This window comes from Rhodococcus sp. KBS0724 (assembly GCF_005938745.2).
Classification (GTDB): domain Bacteria; phylum Actinomycetota; class Actinomycetes; order Mycobacteriales; family Mycobacteriaceae; genus Rhodococcus_F.
The window spans coordinates 195,606-212,608 of sequence record NZ_VCBX02000001.1 but is presented as its reverse complement, the minus strand read 5'-3'; the positions used below and the strand labels follow the sequence as shown (position 1 = coordinate 212,608).

17 protein-coding genes are annotated in these 17,003 nt (G+C 62.8%); 11 read left to right on the top strand and 6 right to left on the bottom strand.

Annotation, left to right across the window (positions count from 1 at the left end; genetic code table 11):
- Positions 1-94: 94 nt before the first annotated feature.
- On the bottom strand, positions 95-2,437 hold the full coding sequence (locus tag FFI94_RS00970) for an Ig-like domain-containing protein (RefSeq protein ID WP_260683781.1): 2,343 nt from the start codon (positions 2,435-2,437) through the stop codon (positions 95-97).
- Between the two features lie 73 nt (positions 2,438-2,510).
- Between FFI94_RS00970 and FFI94_RS34100 the strand changes: the two genes are divergently transcribed.
- Positions 2,511-2,720, top strand: coding sequence for a hypothetical protein (locus FFI94_RS34100; RefSeq protein ID WP_260683780.1), 210 nt, complete (start codon positions 2,511-2,513; stop codon positions 2,718-2,720).
- Between the two features lie 378 nt (positions 2,721-3,098).
- On the opposite strand, the gene serS is transcribed toward FFI94_RS34100, so the two are convergent.
- Together serS and FFI94_RS00960 are read right to left on the bottom strand one after the other, a co-directional pair.
- Positions 3,099-4,352, bottom strand: a complete 1,254-nt coding sequence (gene serS / locus FFI94_RS00965; RefSeq protein ID WP_138871344.1) for a serine--tRNA ligase — start codon at positions 4,350-4,352, stop codon at positions 3,099-3,101.
- 67 nt (positions 4,353-4,419) lie between these two features.
- Positions 4,420-4,815 (bottom strand): ankyrin repeat domain-containing protein, encoded by a 396-nt coding sequence (locus tag FFI94_RS00960; protein WP_092805552.1) that lies wholly within the window; start codon positions 4,813-4,815, stop codon positions 4,420-4,422.
- 70 nt (positions 4,816-4,885) lie between these two features.
- Between FFI94_RS00960 and FFI94_RS00955 the strand changes: the two genes are divergently transcribed.
- From FFI94_RS00955 to FFI94_RS00930, 6 genes are all read left to right on the top strand, one after another.
- Complete coding sequence (locus FFI94_RS00955) at positions 4,886-5,992, top strand: septum formation family protein (RefSeq protein WP_138873536.1); 1,107 nt, start codon at positions 4,886-4,888, stop codon at positions 5,990-5,992.
- A gap of 3 nt (positions 5,993-5,995) precedes the next feature.
- Positions 5,996-6,346 carry a metallopeptidase family protein gene (locus FFI94_RS00950; RefSeq protein ID WP_138871343.1) on the top strand — a complete coding sequence of 117 codons (351 nt, stop codon included), beginning with the start codon at positions 5,996-5,998 and terminating at the stop codon, positions 6,344-6,346.
- A gap of 109 nt (positions 6,347-6,455) precedes the next feature.
- Entirely contained in the window at positions 6,456-6,755 is a 300-nt protein-coding gene (locus FFI94_RS00945) for a PE domain-containing protein (protein WP_138871342.1), read from the top strand.
- Positions 6,756-6,812: 57 nt separating this feature from the next.
- A complete protein-coding gene (locus FFI94_RS00940) occupies positions 6,813-8,042 on the top strand; it encodes a PPE family protein (protein WP_138871341.1) in 1,230 nt (409 codons plus the stop codon).
- Positions 8,039-8,866: an ESX secretion-associated protein EspG gene (locus tag FFI94_RS00935; RefSeq protein WP_138871340.1), complete on the top strand. Its 828-nt coding sequence runs from the start codon at positions 8,039-8,041 to the stop codon at positions 8,864-8,866. The genes FFI94_RS00940 and FFI94_RS00935 overlap by 4 nt, the downstream gene beginning before the upstream one ends.
- A gap of 40 nt (positions 8,867-8,906) precedes the next feature.
- Positions 8,907-10,976, top strand: coding sequence for an acyltransferase family protein (locus tag FFI94_RS00930; RefSeq protein ID WP_138871339.1), 2,070 nt, complete (start codon positions 8,907-8,909; stop codon positions 10,974-10,976).
- Positions 10,977-10,985: 9 nt separating this feature from the next.
- Here FFI94_RS00930 and FFI94_RS00925 read toward each other — a convergent pair whose 3' ends face one another.
- The 3 genes from FFI94_RS00925 to FFI94_RS00915 are packed head-to-tail and all read right to left on the bottom strand — an operon-like array spanning position 10,986 to position 13,240.
- Positions 10,986-11,654: a histidine phosphatase family protein gene (locus FFI94_RS00925; protein ID WP_138871338.1), complete on the bottom strand. Its 669-nt coding sequence runs from the start codon at positions 11,652-11,654 to the stop codon at positions 10,986-10,988.
- Positions 11,651-12,565, bottom strand: a complete 915-nt coding sequence (gene pheA, locus FFI94_RS00920; protein ID WP_138871337.1) for a prephenate dehydratase — start codon at positions 12,563-12,565, stop codon at positions 11,651-11,653. The genes FFI94_RS00925 and pheA overlap by 4 nt, the downstream gene beginning before the upstream one ends.
- Before the next feature lie 21 nt (positions 12,566-12,586).
- On the bottom strand, positions 12,587-13,240 hold the full coding sequence (locus FFI94_RS00915; RefSeq protein WP_138871336.1) for a hypothetical protein: 654 nt from the start codon (positions 13,238-13,240) through the stop codon (positions 12,587-12,589).
- A 139-nt stretch (positions 13,241-13,379) separates the two neighbouring features.
- Between FFI94_RS00915 and FFI94_RS00910 the strand changes: the two genes are divergently transcribed.
- The 4 genes from FFI94_RS00910 (at position 13,380) to FFI94_RS00895 (ending at position 16,979) form a co-directional block, all read left to right on the top strand.
- A complete protein-coding gene (locus tag FFI94_RS00910; protein WP_138871335.1) occupies positions 13,380-14,177 on the top strand; it encodes a DUF2470 domain-containing protein in 798 nt (265 codons plus the stop codon).
- Positions 14,149-15,003: a CPBP family intramembrane glutamic endopeptidase gene (locus FFI94_RS00905; protein WP_378664588.1), complete on the top strand. Its 855-nt coding sequence runs from the start codon at positions 14,149-14,151 to the stop codon at positions 15,001-15,003. The genes FFI94_RS00910 and FFI94_RS00905 overlap by 29 nt, the downstream gene beginning before the upstream one ends.
- Before the next feature lie 124 nt (positions 15,004-15,127).
- A complete protein-coding gene (locus FFI94_RS00900) occupies positions 15,128-16,387 on the top strand; it encodes an LCP family protein (protein WP_260684447.1) in 1,260 nt (419 codons plus the stop codon).
- A 46-nt stretch (positions 16,388-16,433) separates the two neighbouring features.
- On the top strand, positions 16,434-16,979 hold the full coding sequence (locus FFI94_RS00895) for a ferritin (RefSeq protein WP_138871333.1): 546 nt from the start codon (positions 16,434-16,436) through the stop codon (positions 16,977-16,979).
- Positions 16,980-17,003 lie beyond the last annotated feature (24 nt).

Sequence of the window (17,003 nt, the reverse complement as noted above, 5' to 3'; positions counted from 1 at the left end):
AGAGGGTGATCAAGAGTCGGGGGAGCGGCCACCCAGCGCGCCGGGCAATGCCCCTTGCACCTATAGGCGCAAGGGGCATCACATCATCGGGGAATCAGGAACCGAACGGCAGCGACAGCGATCCGAGCGAACCGAAGTCACCGCCCCCGTTACCGACGTTCACAACCGATGCGGTCGACGTGGAACCCGTAACGCCCTGGGCTCCGCTGTACACCGCGGTGATCGAATGGTTGCCGGTCGTGGTGAAGGTGTGGCTCAGCACGGCCTGCCCACCCACAACATCAACCGCCATTCCGATCGGAGTAGTTCCGTCGAAGAACTGGACGGTTCCCGACGTCGCGCCGGAAGAACTGACCACAGCCTTCAGCTGCACCGAGGTGCCGACCTTTGCCGAAGACGGCGCCGTCAACGACGTCGAGCTCTCGACATCCGAGACCGTCGGAACCGTCACATTGACGTCGACGGACTCAGCAGTGGATGAAGTGAACACTCCGGAGCCGCTGAATACGGCCGAGACTGCAAAGGTGCCTTCTGCTCCGAATACGTGCGGCAGCTTGGCAACTCCGTCAACAACTGCAACCGGGGCGCCCTGATCGACTCCACCGATCTTGAACTGAACAGTTCCGCCGGACGGCACAACGTCATTCGAGGGATCCTCGGACACCGTCGCGAAGAGATCCACGGGGAGTCCAACCTTGGCTTCACCCTGAACACTCAGAACTGTCTTCGTTGCCTTCTCCACCGGAGCCGGATCAGAAACAGTCACCGTCTGAGCCGACGCCGAGGAACTCACAAACCCTGCACCCGCGGTGAAGTCAGCCGTAATACTCTGCGCACCAGCAGCATCGAACGCATGATTCAACGTCGCAACACCAGCAGACACAGCCACCGGAGAACCAATCGCCACACCATTCGACTTGAACTGCACACTGCCCACAGCATCCGAAGGCGCAACCGTCGCAGTCAAATCAACCGCCGCACCCGTAATCGCAGTAGCAGGAACCGAGAGTGACGTCGTCGTCTCCACATCCACCGGAGCCGGATCCGAGACAGTCACCGTCTGAGCCGACGCCGAGGAACTCACAAACCCTGCACCGGCAGTGAAGTCAGCCGTAATACTCTGCGCACCAGCAGCATCGAACGCATGATTCAACGTCGCAACACCAGCAGACACAGCCACCGGAGAACCAATCGCCACACCATTCGACTTGAACTGCACACTGCCCACAGCATCCGAAGGCGCAACCGTCGCAGTCAAATCAACCGCCGCACCCGTAATCGCAGTAGCAGGAACCGAGAGTGACGTCGTCGTCTCCACATCCACCGGATCCGGATCAGACACAGTCACCATCTGAGCCGACGCCGAGGAACCGACAAACCCTGCACCGGCAGTGAAATCAGCCGTAATGCTCTGCGCACCAGCAGCATCGAACGCATGATTCAACGTCGCAACACCAGCAGACACAGCCACCGGAGAACCAATCGCCACACCATTCGACTTGAACTGCACCGTGCCCACAGCATCCGAAGGAGCAACCGTCGCAGTCAAATCAACAGCCGTACCCGTAATCGCCGTGGCAGGAACCGAGAGTGACGTCGTGGTCTCCACATCCACCGGAGCCGGATCCGAAACAGTCACCGTCTGAGCCGACGCCGACGAACTCACAAACCCTGCACCGGCAGTGAAGTCAGCCGTAATGCTCTGCGCACCAGCAGCATCGAACGCATGCGACAGCACAGCAGACCCACCGGCAACAGTCACCGGAGAACCGATCGCCACACCATTCGACTTGAACTGCACGCTGCCAACAGCATCCGAAGGAGCAACCGTCGCAGTCAAATCAACAGCAGTACCCGTAATTGCAGTAGCCGGAACCGAGAGTGACGTCGTCGTCTCGATATCGACCGCAGCAGACTCAATAGTGATGGTGGCCAACGGACCTGCGCCCGCGTTCAGGGTCGCATTTCCCTTTGCATCGCGCGGACTGCACCTTGTAGCCGCCCATTGCTTGCCAAAGAGCGGCACACTGGCCTGAGCCAACTGTGTACTGAAGTTCTTGTCATTGCCGTAATTTGCCGCGTCACCGTCTGTCCTGACCTTCGGCTGAATCACGCCCGACGGACCCGCGACCATCGTCACGTCAATTGCCGGCATACGGAGCCAGCTGTCACCGTTCGCGTTGGTCGTCCCGTCAAGATTTTTCTTGGTCTTGGGCGCACGGATACCGCCCTCGGAATTGTTCTTCGAATTCGGCGCGTTGCCGATCACCTCGTTATTACCCGAGATCCTCAGGTACGGCCCGGCAGCATCTGGACTGCCCGCATCGTTGATTCGGATTACGCTTGGCGCAACAAGGTCCAGGTTGAACGACGTGCCGGCAACAATTGCGGCACTGACAAACGTCGCGTTGTCGGGGATCTTGAAGTCGTTCTTCAATCTCGACAAGTTTGTCGTCGTCGCCCCCGAATCGGAATTCGGATAGGACTGCCCATTCGTCTGCATTCTGAAAGTGAATGTCTCGCCGGGCAATACGGTAGTAGGCGCATCGACAGTGACCGAACTGGCCGTCATCTTGTCGACCGTTGCAAGTGAAGCCTTTGCCTCGCACGCAGTAGAAAAGCTCGTCGTAACAGGAGCCGCTGACGCCGGCGCGCCGACCAGCAGCATTCCGGCCACCATTGCGGTTCCGGTTATGGGCACGGCGAATCGCCGCAACTGAGAGATTTGGGACATGGGCACTTCCTTCGGAAGGGCAAACATGAGCAGTGGATTCGGACATAACGTGTGCGCGCCGTCACAACATAGCGAAGAAACTAGTACGTGTACTACTTTTGGCAGGACACATGTCCAATTCACCCCGAAACCCACCCTCCAATCAGCGAACGCCGACTGGAAAATTGAGACCAATAGCCGTACTTCGGAGAAAAACAGCCACTAAAATGGCTTTGCAACAACAAATTTGGTTGCGCTTCTAGCCTCTGACAAAAATTTTTGGATCGTCAATATTTCGGAGAAAATTTTCAACTAACTCATCCGAAAGTATGAGAAAGGGCCGCGACGAAGTCCGTCGCGGCCCTGTTCTGATGGTCTCAGCGCGTCAGCGAAGCACGTCCGTGCCGACAAACGGAACCAGTGCTGCCGGCACGCGAACGGTGCCGTCGGCCTGCTGGTGGTTTTCGAGGATCGACACGATCCAGCGCGTCGTGGCGAGGGTGCCGTTGAGGGTGGCGGCCGTCTGCGGCTTGCCGTTCTCGTCGCGGTACCGAACACTCAACCGTCGCGCCTGGAACGTGGTGCAGTTGGACGTCGACGTCAGCTCGCGGTACGCCTGCTGCGTCGGAACCCATGCTTCGCAGTCGAACTTACGGGCGGCCGAGGAACCGAGGTCACCACCGGCAACGTCGATAACGCGGTACGGAATCTCCATGGCGTCCAACATGTCCCGCTCCCAGCGCAGGAGACGCTGATGCTCGGCGTCGGCGTCCTCCGGTCGGCAGTAAGTAAACATTTCGACCTTGTCGAACTGGTGGACGCGGATGATGCCGCGGGTGTCCTTGCCGTAGCTGCCTGCTTCACGACGGAAGCACGAGGACCAGCCGGCGTAGCGCTTCGGGCCTTCGTTGAGTTCGAGAATTTCACCCGAGTGGTAACCGGCCATCGGAACCTCGGAGGTGCCGACGAGGTAGAGGTCGTCTTCCTCGAGGTGGTAGATCTCGTCGGAGTGAGCGCCGAGGAAGCCGGTACCGGCCATGATCTCGGGACGCACGAGCACCGGCGGGATCATCATCGTGAAACCGTTGGCAATCGCCTTCTGCGCGGCGAGCTGCAGCAGGCCGAGCTGAAGCATCGCGCCGTACCCGGTCATGAAGTAGAAACGCGAGCCCGAGACCTTCGCGCCACGCTCCATGTCGATGAGGTTCAGCGACTCACCAAGCTCGAGGTGATCCTTCGGCTCGAAGTCGAACGACGGAATGTCGCCGACAGTCTCGAGGACGATGTAGTCGTCTTCACCGCCGGCCGGAGCGCCTTCCTGCACGACGTTGGAGATCGCGCGATGCGCGGCGTCGAGCGCGGCCTGCGCCTCGTGCTGCGCGGCTTCGGCTTCCTTGACCTTGGCGGCAAGTTCCTTGGACCCCGCGAGCAGTGCGGGACGCTCCTCCGGAGATGCCGCTCCGACCTTCTTGCCGAACGCCTTTTGCTCGGCGCGGAGGTTGTCTCCGGTCAGCACAGCGGCGCGTCGGGACGCGTCAGCTTCGAGCAGAGCGTCGACCAGTCCGGGATCTTCTCCACGGGTGCGCTGCGACTCGCGGACGATTTCGGGATTCTCGCGGAGGAACTTGAGGTCAATCACGACTAGGAACTTTACCCACTCTCCCCAGGTCGCCAACGGTCACGTCCAGGGCGGCTCCGGGCGACGCTCAGGATTCCAGCAGCGAAAGATAATCCTCGCGTCCGAACATCCGGGCCGCGTCGATAGCGCTCGGATGCCCGCCGCGTGGGTCAGCTCCCCCGCTCACCAGTGCTTTTACGACGGCGTCCTCACCCTTGAAGACGGCACCGGCAAGAGGTGTCTGGTTCTTGTCGTTGGCCCGATTGACGTCGGCGCCACGCTCGATCAGAGCAACGACGGCATCAACGTGGCCGTGATATGCGGCCAACATCACCAGCGTGTCGCCGCTGCTGTTGGTCAGATCCACCGGAATTCCGGCGTCGATGTACGACGCCAGAGACGCTGCGTCGCCGGTCCGCGCCATGTCGAAGAGACGTCCGGCGAGTTCGACGGCTTCGGGTTCGAGCCCGGATTCTTCGGTCATAGTCCATAAAATACCTGCTTCGGACGTAAACGTTTTGCCGTGAAGGTTCGGTATGGCATGGAAAACAGGCATGATGGGATCGATGTCTGAAGACAAGATCGAGAAGCCGTCCGATCCGGCGGGCCCGACGGCCTCTCCGGGGAAGAAGACCGTCTCAGCGAACCGCACCAGACGCGTTCTGGCTGCTGTTGCGGTGGGCGCGGTTGTTGCTGCCATCGCGACGATCGCGATTTCCGGCGGCATGAACAGTGGCGACAAGCCGGCTGCCACGGTCGGCGGAATCGGCTCTCAGTCGACCAAATCGGTCGAAGAAAACGCCTTCACGTCTGCCGGTGCGGGCGATTGCCTGAACTGGACGCCCGCGACGGCATCCGGTGGTGATCGCACCGACATGTCCATCGTCTCGTGCGATACCGAGCACCGCTTCGAGGTTGCCGGCCCACTCGATTTGTCGGTGTTCCCGGGCGCGGAGTTCGGCCCGGGATCGCGGTACCCGGGCGCGCTGCGGTTCGCGGAACTGCGCGACGAGCACTGCACTCCGATCGTGAACTCCTACCTCGGCTCGCGGTTCGATCCGAAGGGCAAGTTCAGCGTCGGACTGATGTTCCCGAGCGAATCTTCCTGGACGTCGGGTGACCGTTCGTTGCGCTGTGGCCTGCAGTTCTCGACCACAACCGGCGAACTTCTGCCGTTCACCGGCCGGGTAGCCGATCAGGATCAGTCGAATGTCTGGGACGTCGGAACCTGCATCGGCATCAACCAGAATCTTCCGACCGACCCCGTGAGTTGCGCGAACCCCCACGCGTACGAGGTCATCTCGGTGATCGACCTGGGCACACAGTTTCCCGCCGGTATGCCGTCGGTAGAGGATCAGGACGCCTATCTCGAAGGGGTCTGCACACAGGCCGCCAACGAATACCTGGGTACGGCGGACGCGTTGCGCGACAAGACGCTGACACTGTTCTGGGACAACATCGCCCTGGAAAGCTGGCTGGCCGGCAGCCGGCGCGTCAACTGCTCGGTCGGCAAGGAAGTCGACACGGGCGGGTTCGCGACCATCACCGGCAGCGCCAAAGGCGAGATCCTGATCAACGGTGCGGCTCCGGTCCCGCCGCCAGCCGCACCGGAAGGTCGGTCAGTGCCGACACCGTTGCCCGGCGCGTCCCCGCCGTCGTAAGCCATGACGGTAACCATGAACGACGACCGGTTCGAAGACCTGGTCGGCGAGGCACTCGATCTCATTCCGCCGGAATTGGCAAAAGCCATCGACAATGTTGTTGTCCTTGTCGAACCTCGTGACCCCGAGGAACCGGGTCTTCTCGGGCTGTACCAGGGCATTGCCCTCACCGAGCGCGATTCTCAGTACGGCGGATACCTGCCGGACACGGTGACCATCTACCGCGACGCGATCCTCGACATCTGCGACTCCGAAGAAGAGGTCGTGCACGAGGTTGCGGTCACGGTCATCCACGAGATCGCTCACTATTTCGGAATCGAAGAGGACCGCCTGCACGAACTCGGGTGGGGTTGAGAAACCAGTCCGTTTTCGAGGGAACCGATAGCCGCCGCCAGGCATCAAAGTAGGTGCGGGGAGTTTGACCCCGTACCTCATTCGACCTGGTCACCTAGGAGTTCGGCACATGCACGTCGATCCTCACGCCCTCATTACCGCTGCACTCGAACTCGAAGCCGGAGCCGCACGGCTGCGCGGAGTCGTCGCGTCCACCAAACCGGCCCGGCAAGTCCTGCCTTCCGGCTCCGACGAAGTGTCCACCAGCGCCGCGAGCAGTTTCAATTCGACGTCCGAGAGCTTGGCATCGTCAGCCGACCGCGCTGTTGTCGAACTCGAGGACGCAGCCGCTGCGCTACGACGCTATGCCGCCGTCTATGAATTCGAGGACAACCGGACGCAGGCGGATCTGGCTTCGGCGCCCATCTGATTCTCGTCCGCAGGCACGTCACTACTTCGCACATTTTCACTTCTGGGGGGAAGAACAATGGTCGGCATCACCGGCGTCATCTGGTATCCACGCGGCGCAGCACCCAATTCGGCTGCGTTGATCGCCGGCGCGGGCCCAGTCCCACTCAGCGTCGCGGGCGGGGCCTGGACGGCAGTGTCGGCCGGACTCGCAGACACGGCGTCGACGGTCAGCCGAGTGATGGCAAATCTGCGAACCGGCTGGACGGGCGAGGCCGCCGATGCCGCTCTCGCCAAGTTCAAGCCGTTCGAGGAGTGGGCAGCACGCTCTTCCATGCTCGCCCAGAAGACCGGCGGCAAAGCACAGGTTCAGTCGGCGACGTACACCGTCGCGGCTATCGCCATGCCGTCGCTACCGGAAATCGCGGCCGTCGAATCAGCAAAGCTGGCCGCGTACACGCTCGGCGGCGCCCTCACCGGATCGGCTGCGGTGGCTGAACTGGCTGCAGAGCAGCTCAAACTTCGCGCTGCGGCGGCCATGGAAACCTACGATTCCGCTACCGCTCCCCTCTCCGTGCGGGACGAGTTCGAGCCACCGCCGTCCATCACCATGTCCGATGTCACCGGCCAAGGCTCCCAGCGGAATGTCACCGTCGCCGAACAGACCGTCAACGCATTTATCGAGCCGGTCCGCACTGCCGCGGCCGCAATCACCTCCGTGCTCTCCAATCCTGCTGTCACCGCGGCCGCCTCTCATCTCGGCGCCGTATTGGGCGGAGCCACCTCCACAACGACGGCAGCCGCAACAACGGCTACCGCAGCGGCTGGCGCCGTATCGGCGGCCCTCGGCGCAGGCGGCGGACTGGGCGCGGGCGCAACATCACTCCTGAGTTCGCCAGTATCGGCGGCTACCAGGACCGCACTGACCGGGGGCAACAGCGCCGGGCGGCATGCGGCAGCCACCACCGCAGCGGCGGCCACAACACCCGTCGGCGCACAGTCGGCCAGCGCAGGGCTGTCGGGGAGTTCGGGCAGTTCTGACGGCCAGATCACGCCGCGCGCGGCATCGGGAGCAGTGAACCCGGCTATCTCCGACGCCATCCGCTCCGACTCCGTTCGCACCGACGCAGTCCGCGCTACGCCGAGTTCCGGAACCGGCCCCGTCGCCAGTGGTCGCCATGCTGCGGCAGACGACGACACCAATTTCCACGACACCCCCGACTATCTCAAGCACTTCGAGCATTTTGCCGATGGACGCACCGTCATCACCGCGGTGATCGGCGCCGCCGGTCTGGACGCACACCTATGAGTGCCCTTGATCTCGGAATAGCCACCAACACAGACGCTTTCCCTTCCGTCGACCTGACGCCGGAGGAGGTCGAGTACGCCCGCGAGCGTCTTGGCCTCGATGTGCTCCCGGTGGTGCTCGGTGGCACCGCCCTCTGGGGTTCGGTCAGCGAACGTGATGCCGCAATGCATAGTGCAGCAACATCTTTGACCGCGCGCGATCTCCTCCCCGGTGGCGAGATTCATCATGGCGTTGCCACGGCACTGCGCACCCTGACTCGTCCCGTATGGGAACTTGCGCTCCGCAGCCACAACCAAGGAACACTTACCCGGGTGTGCGTCGCCGCCGACGAATCACTGTGCGTGGAAGCATCTTTCAACGACACAAGCAGATCACTCACACTGAGCAGAGGCCTGAATCCGGCAGATGCGGTTGTGCGCGTACTCGGCCCGTCAGACGCCATGCCGATTGCCGTGATCAACGCACCCACCGACCTGCTGAGCGCCGCACTGAATGCCGGACCCGACGTAGACACCGTCGGCGCCGCTCTGACTCAGGCCGGCGTACCACCCGCCGAGGCGGGTCAACTTGGCAGTGCGATTGTCACCTGTACGTCCTTCACCGAAATTGTCGGCATCCCGCGTGGCATCGGCACCGAGAACCTTCCCGCCGGAGTGGTGTCGGTCTTCAACACCGCTCGTGGCCGAATTGTCGCGTCGTCAAGTACGTCGGCCGACGGCACGCAGTGGAGTTCGATCAGTTCCGGCACACCCCAACGGCTCCGTCAGGCGGTGAATTCGCTGATAGAACTGCTGTCCGAATCACCCGCGTCCATCTCCCGGTAGCCTAGAGCGATCCCCTAGACGCCCGGAGCCTTCACCCAGCATGCCTTTGCCCACCCCCGCCACCACCGTCGAGTCACCGCACAAACCGAAAACACGGCAGTACCGCGAAGACCTGAACGGGCTTCGGGGACTCGCTATCGCCTTGGTGGTGGTCTTCCATGTGTGGTTCGGCAAGGTGTCCGGCGGGGTCGACGTCTTCCTGGTTCTGTCCGGCTACTTCTTTGTCGGTTCACTGGTTCGCCGCGCCGAGGCCGGTGGCTCCCTCAATCCCCTGCCCGCGCTCAAACGGGTATTTGTCAGACTGTTCCCGCCGATCGCGGCAGTGACGTTCCTGACTGCGGCAGCGGCCCTGGCGCTGTTGCCTCGCACCCGATGGGCCGGCCTCGCCGACGAGCTGACAGCTGTTCTCGGCTTCTTCCAGAATTGGCAGCTTGCATTCACGTCGAGCGACTATTTGGCGGCCGACGGTTCAGTGTCTCCGCTCCAACACCTGTGGTCGATGGCTGTGCAGGGTCAGTTCTATCTGGTGGCCATCTCAGTGGTGCTGGTGGTCGCGTCGTGCGTATCACGCACTCGCCCAGAACTTCTCCGGCCGACACTGACGCTGGTATTCGGCGCATTTGCCGTCGTGTCGTTTACCTATGCCGCAGTGATGTCCGGCCACGATCAAGCCTGGAACTACTACGACTCCGCAGCCCGGCTGTGGGAGCCGTCGGTGGGCGCACTCGCGGCTTTGATGCTGACGCGCTGGAATATCACGCGGGTCGGGGCCTGGCCGCTTGCGCTGAGAACAGCTCTCGGCATCGCCGGACTGGCGTCGATTCTGCTGTGCGGGTTCTTTCTCGACGGCGCCGAGCAATTCCCCGGCCCGTGGACCCTGGTGCCCACCACCGCGGCGCTCGCACTGATCGTCAGCGGGGCAGGCGAAGGCGACAAGACCTGGACCGCACAGATTCTCGCGCACCCCGCCCTCTCGCAGTTGGGTTCCTTCGCCTTCACGCTGTACCTGGTGCACTGGCCGATCCTGGTGTTCGCCCTGGTCGTCACGGGTCGCCCGGAAGCCGGATTTGTCGGCGGGACATTGATTATCGCCACATCACTCGCGCTGGCCTACGGCTTGCGGATGGCTGTCGAGGTACCGATCGAACGCAACGCTCCGGCACGGAGGCCGATCCTGTTGGCGTCCGTGGTTGGTGCCGCGGTCATCGTCACCGGGATGTTCGGTTGGCAGGCCTACGTGGGAAGCCAGAGCACGGGTCAGCGCGCCGCCGATACCCTCGACATCCCCACCCACCCCGGCGCATTGACGTTGACCGACGGCGTCTCGGCCCCGAAAGCGTCGATGGTTCCGTCCATTTTCGATGCGCCACTGGATCTTCCGATAACGACACTCGACGGCTGCATCTCGGATTTCCAGCAGATCGACATCGTGACCTGCACGTACGGCGACGTGACCGCCGAGCGCACGATTGCCCTGGCCGGCGGATCCCATTCCGAACACTGGATCACCGCACTCGACGAACTGGGCCGCAGCAATGGTTTTCGGGTCGACACGTATCTGAAGATGGGTTGTCCACTGGTCGCGGGTGAGAGCCCCGACGTCAGCGACGTACCGGATTGTGCGCCGTGGTCGAGCGCGGTCCTCGACCGACTTGCCGCCACCACACCCGATTTCGTGTTCACCACAGCCAGTCGGCCCAGTCCGGACGGTCCCGGCGACGTGACGCCCGAAGCCTATGTCGACGTGTGGCAGGAGCTGGAGCAGAACGGCGTTCAGGTTCTGGCCATCCGCGATACTCCGTGGCTGCACCACGACGGTGTTCCGTATCGTGCCATCGACTGCCTCGCAACCGCTACCTCAGCGGATCATTGTGCCTTGCCGCGGGCAGACATGCTCAGTGACATCAACCCGGCGTGGGATGCAATTGCGGAGCTGTCCAACGTACGACTACTGGATCTGAGCGACGGCGTCTGCGGCCCCGACCTGTGCCGAGTGGTCGAGGGAAATGTGTTGCTGTACCACGATTCCCACCACCTGACGGCAAGCTACGTCCGTACCTTGGAGCCGGAGCTCGGCCGTCAGTTGGGATCAGCGACAACCTGGTGGTGAGCTGGCGCGTCAGCCCATCACGTCGTCGGCACCCGGGATGAGCCGGTGCTCGAACGGTGGGTTCACCGTCCCCCAGCGCAGACATTCCCAACCGCCGTCGGCGCGCGGCAGCAGTTCGACGCTTTCGGTGTTCGCGAGGTGATTGTTCGCCGCGAACAGTCCCGGGATGCCCGCGAGCTGGGCTGCAACAAGCCTGATGGCGGCGCCGTGGCTCACAACGACAATATCGCCGGCCCCCGGCGATCCTTCGAGGAACTCGTCACGCAGCGAGTTGACCACGGGGACATACCGTTCCAACACGTCGTAGCCGGTTTCACCACCGGGTATGCGGGCACCGAGGTTGCCGGTGTGCCAGTGATGGAAGGTTTCGACAAACAACCGGTGGGCGTCTTCGTCGGTGCGATCTTCGAGGTCACCTGCCTGCACTTCGTGCAAACCGTCTCGCACGTCCAGCGAGACCCCGGACGCTTGTTCCACGAATCCCGCTGTCTGCCTGGCTCGCAACGCCAAGGACGACACCAAGGCCAGTGGCGGTGCGACGGCCAGCCCCTTGCCGAGAACTTCGGCCTGCGCCAGCCCTTCTGGAGTGAGTTTAGCTCCGGGCAATGCGGTGTCGAGTCGCTTGGCGACGTTGGCTTCGGTCTGGCCGTGCCGAACGAGGATGAGCCTGCCGGTCATCGTTCTCCCTCTCCGCTCTTGATGTCTTCGATCCACGCTATTGCCTTGTCATCCGAAGGCGGTTGGGGTCCGGTCGAATTCGCGGTCGCCCACGATCCCAGGAAGCGGACTCCGGATTTTCGATACAACGCGCGCATCGCTTCGGCCACCAGCGAGTCCTCGATGTGTCCGACACAGTCGACGAAGAATCGGTAGGTTCCGAGCTCCGTGCGCATCGGACGGGATTCGATTCGCGTCAAATCGATTCCGCGAGCGGCAAATTCGGAGAGCGCCTGAACCAGCGATCCGGGAGCGTTGTCCAGGTGGAGCACCAACGCGGTGCGGTCTGCGCCGGTCCTGGCCGGTACCGGCGCAGGTTTGGTGACCAGCACGAATCGCGTCACGGCGCCGCCTACGTCTGCGACATTGTCGGCGAGGCTTGCCAATCCGAGCATCTGCCCGGCCAAGGCGGTGGACACACCGGCGTCGACGGTTCCGGCCTGCACGTCCAGCGCGGCACCGGCATTGGATGAGGAAATCACAACTTCCGCGTTGGGGAGATTGGCCGCGATCCATCCGCGGACCTGAGCGCTTGCGTGCGGGTAGGCGCCGATAGTGCGCACCTGATCCGCGGTGACGCCGTCACGAACGAGGATGGAGAAGCTCACCTCGATCTCGGTCTCGGCCACGATCTGCAGCGGCGAACCCAAGGCGAGAGAGTCCAGCGTCGGCGCGACACCGCCTTCCACCGAGTTCTCGAACGGCACCACGGCGCCGTCGACAACGCCGTCACGAACCAGGTCGAGCGTCGAGGGTGGGCTACCGGCAGGCACCCGTTCGACCAGCTCGTCGAAGACGCCCGCTGCCTCGAACTGGGCGAGCGCTATCTCCGTGAAGGTTCCCGACGGACCGAAATACGCGATTTTTGGCACGCCTCAAAGGTTACGCAACGATCAGCTCAAACCTGCCGCACGTAGTGCCGTTTCCACCGAACTCGGGTCGGATACCTCGATCGTGAGGAGAACCTCGCGCAACGCGGACTGGGCTTCGGGGATCAGCGCAGCCAGTTTTGCCGGTTGCGGGTCGAGGATCGCAGCGCGGGCATCGTCGCCGCGCAGGGCCGCCATGGTTCCGCACAGCAGTCCGATGACCTCGTCCGCGTCGGCTGCGCGCGCGACAAATCCCACCGATTCGTGTGCCAGCACTGCCAGGAAATCGGCGATTTCTGCAGGTGAGCGCCCCGAGTCGAGGCCAGGAATGCGGCCACCTTCGCAGAGCAGCGCAGCAGATTCGGCCGGAGACAGAACCTCGTCGCCGCCGTCGACGTACACCGCGAGTGGGGCGGGCACTCGCAGCGCGATGGCGTCGCCGATCTGTTCGGTTGTGCACTCCAAATCGAAGCGCACCGCTTCGTACGACGCGTCGGCGTCAGCTCGCAGCCGCGTCGGGTCGATGTCGAGGAGAACTACGACGCGTCCAGCGGATTCGGCTCCGAGCAGCGCCGATGCGGGGACAACACGGGGTTCGCCAGGAGCGCCGAGCAGGAGTCCGTCGAGTAATCCGCGGGAACTTTTCGGGGGCAACCCGAGGGAGAGAGGTATGGCCACTGCTCCACCGTAGTAGCGGGTGGAGTTGGGGATTTCAGGCGAGTTGCGCAAAAGTCTTGCGATTCACACCACAGCAGCTTAGGTTAGGGTTACCTCATCAGCTGATGAGGTAATCGGAAACACCCACCGAGGGGGCAGCATGGCTACGAAAACGAGCACCGGTCCATCCACCGCCGAACGAGTACGTAGCGCCTGCGCCCGAGCCCAGGACGCGGTGCTCGCCATCGAAGGCAGCGAACCAACCGTCACGTCAGTGCACCACCTGCGATCCAATGGCGACATCGTCGTGGCCGTACCCTCCTCGTCCGCAGCAACAGCACTCGCCTGGAGCGCCGGAAACGGCGGACTACCTGCGGTGCTGGAGCTCACCGACCATGCGCCGCTGGCCCTACGCGAACCTGTCCGCTCACTCGTCTGGTTGCGCGGCACACTGCACGCGGTGCCCGACTACGAATCGCGGGTACTGGCCGACGACGTCGCCTCCGAACACCCGCACCCCGGACTCCTCGACCTCGGTCACACGTCGGTACTGCTGAGATTGAGCCTCGCGTCGGCCGTTGTCGCAGACTCGTCCGGAGCCGAACCCGTCGCCGTGGAAGACCTGCTCGCAGCGCGCCCCGATCCATTCTGCGAAATGGAAACGGCATGGTTGCAGCACCTCGACGAAGATCACAGCGACCTTGTGGAGATGCTCACACGCAAACTTCCCTCGTACCTGCGCACCGGACGGGTACGCCCCCTCGGAATCAATCGGTACGGACTACATCTGCGCGTCGAGGACCACGCCGGCGACCGGGACGTCTGGATGCCGTTTGCCAACCCCGTCGACGACGCCATCTCCCTGTCTCGCGCGATCCGCATTCTGGTCGGCTGCCCGTTCCTCAACGGACTGCGCCCCGGCGGTTCACATGTCACGGGCGGCGCCACCAACGGATAGCGTTGCGCGGGTGAATGCCCGCCAAACCGTCCGCTCGTGGTTGAACCCACCCGCTCCCGCCGGACCCGCTCTCGATGCATCCGAGCGCCGCGGTGTGTGGATCGAGATCACGATCGTCCTGCTGGTCACCTTCGGCCTCAGTGGCCTGTCCGGCATATTGTCGCTCCTCGAATCTCTTGCGACGCCGGTCGCCCTGTCCGATCAGACGGTGGCTCTCAATCCGTCGCGGGCAGCTATCGACTGGATCGATCTGGCCCGCCAATTGCTGAGTGTGGCAAGACTGTTCGCGTGGGCTGCACTTGGCCTGTACTTGCTCTGGCGGGCGGGAATCGGCCCGAGCGCGGCCGGGCTTCCTCCCAAACCGAAACTACGACGCGACATCGCGCCCGGCTTGGGACTTGCCGCTTTGATCGGCCTGCCCGGCCTGCTGTTCTATCTCGCGGCGCAGGCGCTGAACATCAATCTGACCGTGCAGGCGAGTGCCCTCGACGATCACTGGTGGCGCGTCCCGATTCTCATTCTGTCGGCGATCGCGAACTCGAGCGCCGAGGAAGTTCTAGTTGTCGCCTATCTGATCAGCAGGCTGCGCATGCTCGGGTGGAGCGAGAACTCGTCGTTGCTCGCGTCTTCCCTTCTGCGGGGCAGCTATCACCTGTACCAAGGGTTCGGTGGTGGTGTCGGCAACGTCGTCATGGGACTGATCTTCGGTCGGTACTGGCAGCGAACGGGCCGATTGTGGCCGTTGATCATCGCCCACGCGCTCATCGACATGGTGGCGTTCATCGGTTATGCCCTCCTTCGCGATCATGTGGGTTGGTTGCCGTGACCGGTACCGTGAACTGGTGACCGGCGACTCCCGAAATCCTCAGCGCCCGCCGCGACCGGGTCCTCCGCCTCAGGGTCCGCCGCCGCGGCGACAGCCGCCGCGCCCGCCCGAGGGAACTCAGGTCATCCGCCGTGACGGCCGGCCACCCCAGAACCAGCCACCCCAGAACCCGCCGCAGAACCGGGCGTGGTCTCAAGCCCCGCCGCCGCAGAATCGCAATACGCAGCAGAGTGGCAACAGCTGGGCCCCGCCGCAGCAACCACAGCCGTATCGGGACCCACAGCAGAATCGGCAAACACAGCAAAATCGGCAGCCGCAGCAATACCGTCAAGAACAGCAATACCGTCAAGCTCCCCCGCCCCCGCCGCGAAGGACACCGCCGAACCAACCACCCCGCCAGCCACCGCCGCGTCAGCAGCAGCCGTCGGCGCCTCGTCGACGCAAGAATTGGGGCAAGCGCATCGGCATCACGGTGCTGGTGCTGCTGCTCGCGTTTGTCGGCGCGGTTTTCTACGTCGACAATTCGTTGAATCGGATCGACGCTCTTCCCGACTACGCCGGCCGGGTCGCGGATACTCCTGGCACGAACTGGTTGATCGTGGGTTCGGACAGCCGCGACGGTCTCACTCCGGAGCAGGAGCAGGCGCTCGCTACCGGTGGCGACACCGGACCCAAGCGCACCGACACGATCATGCTGGTCCATGTGCCCAAGAGTGGGAAAACCACGATGGTCAGCATTCCGCGTGACTCGTACGTACCGATTCCTGGTGAAGGCTCCGACAAGATCAATGCCGCTTTCGCGTGGGGCGGAGCGCCGTTGCTGGTGCAGACCGTCGAAGAAGCAACGGGTTTGCGGATCGACCACTATGCGGAAATCGGGTTCAGCGGTTTCGCGGGAATCGTCGATGCCGTCGGCGGCGTCAACGTGTGCCTCGATTCCCCGATCGACGATCCGCTTGCCGGTATCAACTTGCCGGCCGGGTGTCAGGATCTGACGGGTTCGGAGGCGCTCGGATTCGTGCGTACCCGCGCGACGGCGATGGCCGATCTGGACCGGATGAACAATCAGCGCAAGTTCATGTCGGCACTGCTCTCGAAGGCCACCAGTCCTACGACGTTCCTCAATCCGTTCCGGTTGTGGTCCCTGGCCACCGACACGGCGAAGTCTCTTCAGGTCGACAACGGTGACCACATCTGGAATCTGGCGTCACTTGCCTGGGCACTGCGCGGCGGCATGACAACCACAACGGTTCCCGTCGGCGGTTTCGACTATGTCGACGGCTCGGGTGACGTTCTGCTGTGGGACAAGACCAAAGCATCACAATTCTTCGACGCGCTCGCCAATGATCAGCAGATTCCTGCGGAATTGATCACAACCGGCTGAGCGACGTAGCTGCCGGACAGCAGCGCTCACGCAGTAACCTGGAGGTATGACACAGGCGAAGAACTCGAGCGAATTCACCCTTCTTCTGCGTGAGCAGATCCGCAACGAGTTCACGGCGTCCCAGCAGTACGTCGCGGTTGCCGTGTACTTCGATTCGCACGATCTGCCGCAGATGGCGACGCGCTTCTACAACCAGGCGAGCGAAGAACGTGGACACGCGATGATGATGATCCAGTACTTGCTGGACAATGATCTCGACGTCGACGTTCCCGGGATCGACGAGGTTGTCACGAAGTTCGAAAACGTGCGCGGACCTGTGGAATTGGCGCTCGAGCAGGAGCACACCGTCACGGCTCAGATCACTCGTCTGGCTCGCACTGCTCGGGACACCGGAGACTATTTGGGCGAGCAGTTCATGCAGTGGTTCCTCAAGGAGCAGGTCGAGGAAGTGGCGAGTATGACCACGTTGTTGTCGATCGTGGATCGGGCCGGAAATAATCTTTTCCACTTGGAAAACTTTGTGGCACGCGAGATGAACAATCCGCCCACAGCCGATTCCACGGTTCCGAAAATTGCGGGTTCCGGAGCCTGAAGAATTAGGTCTCCATTAGTTTGG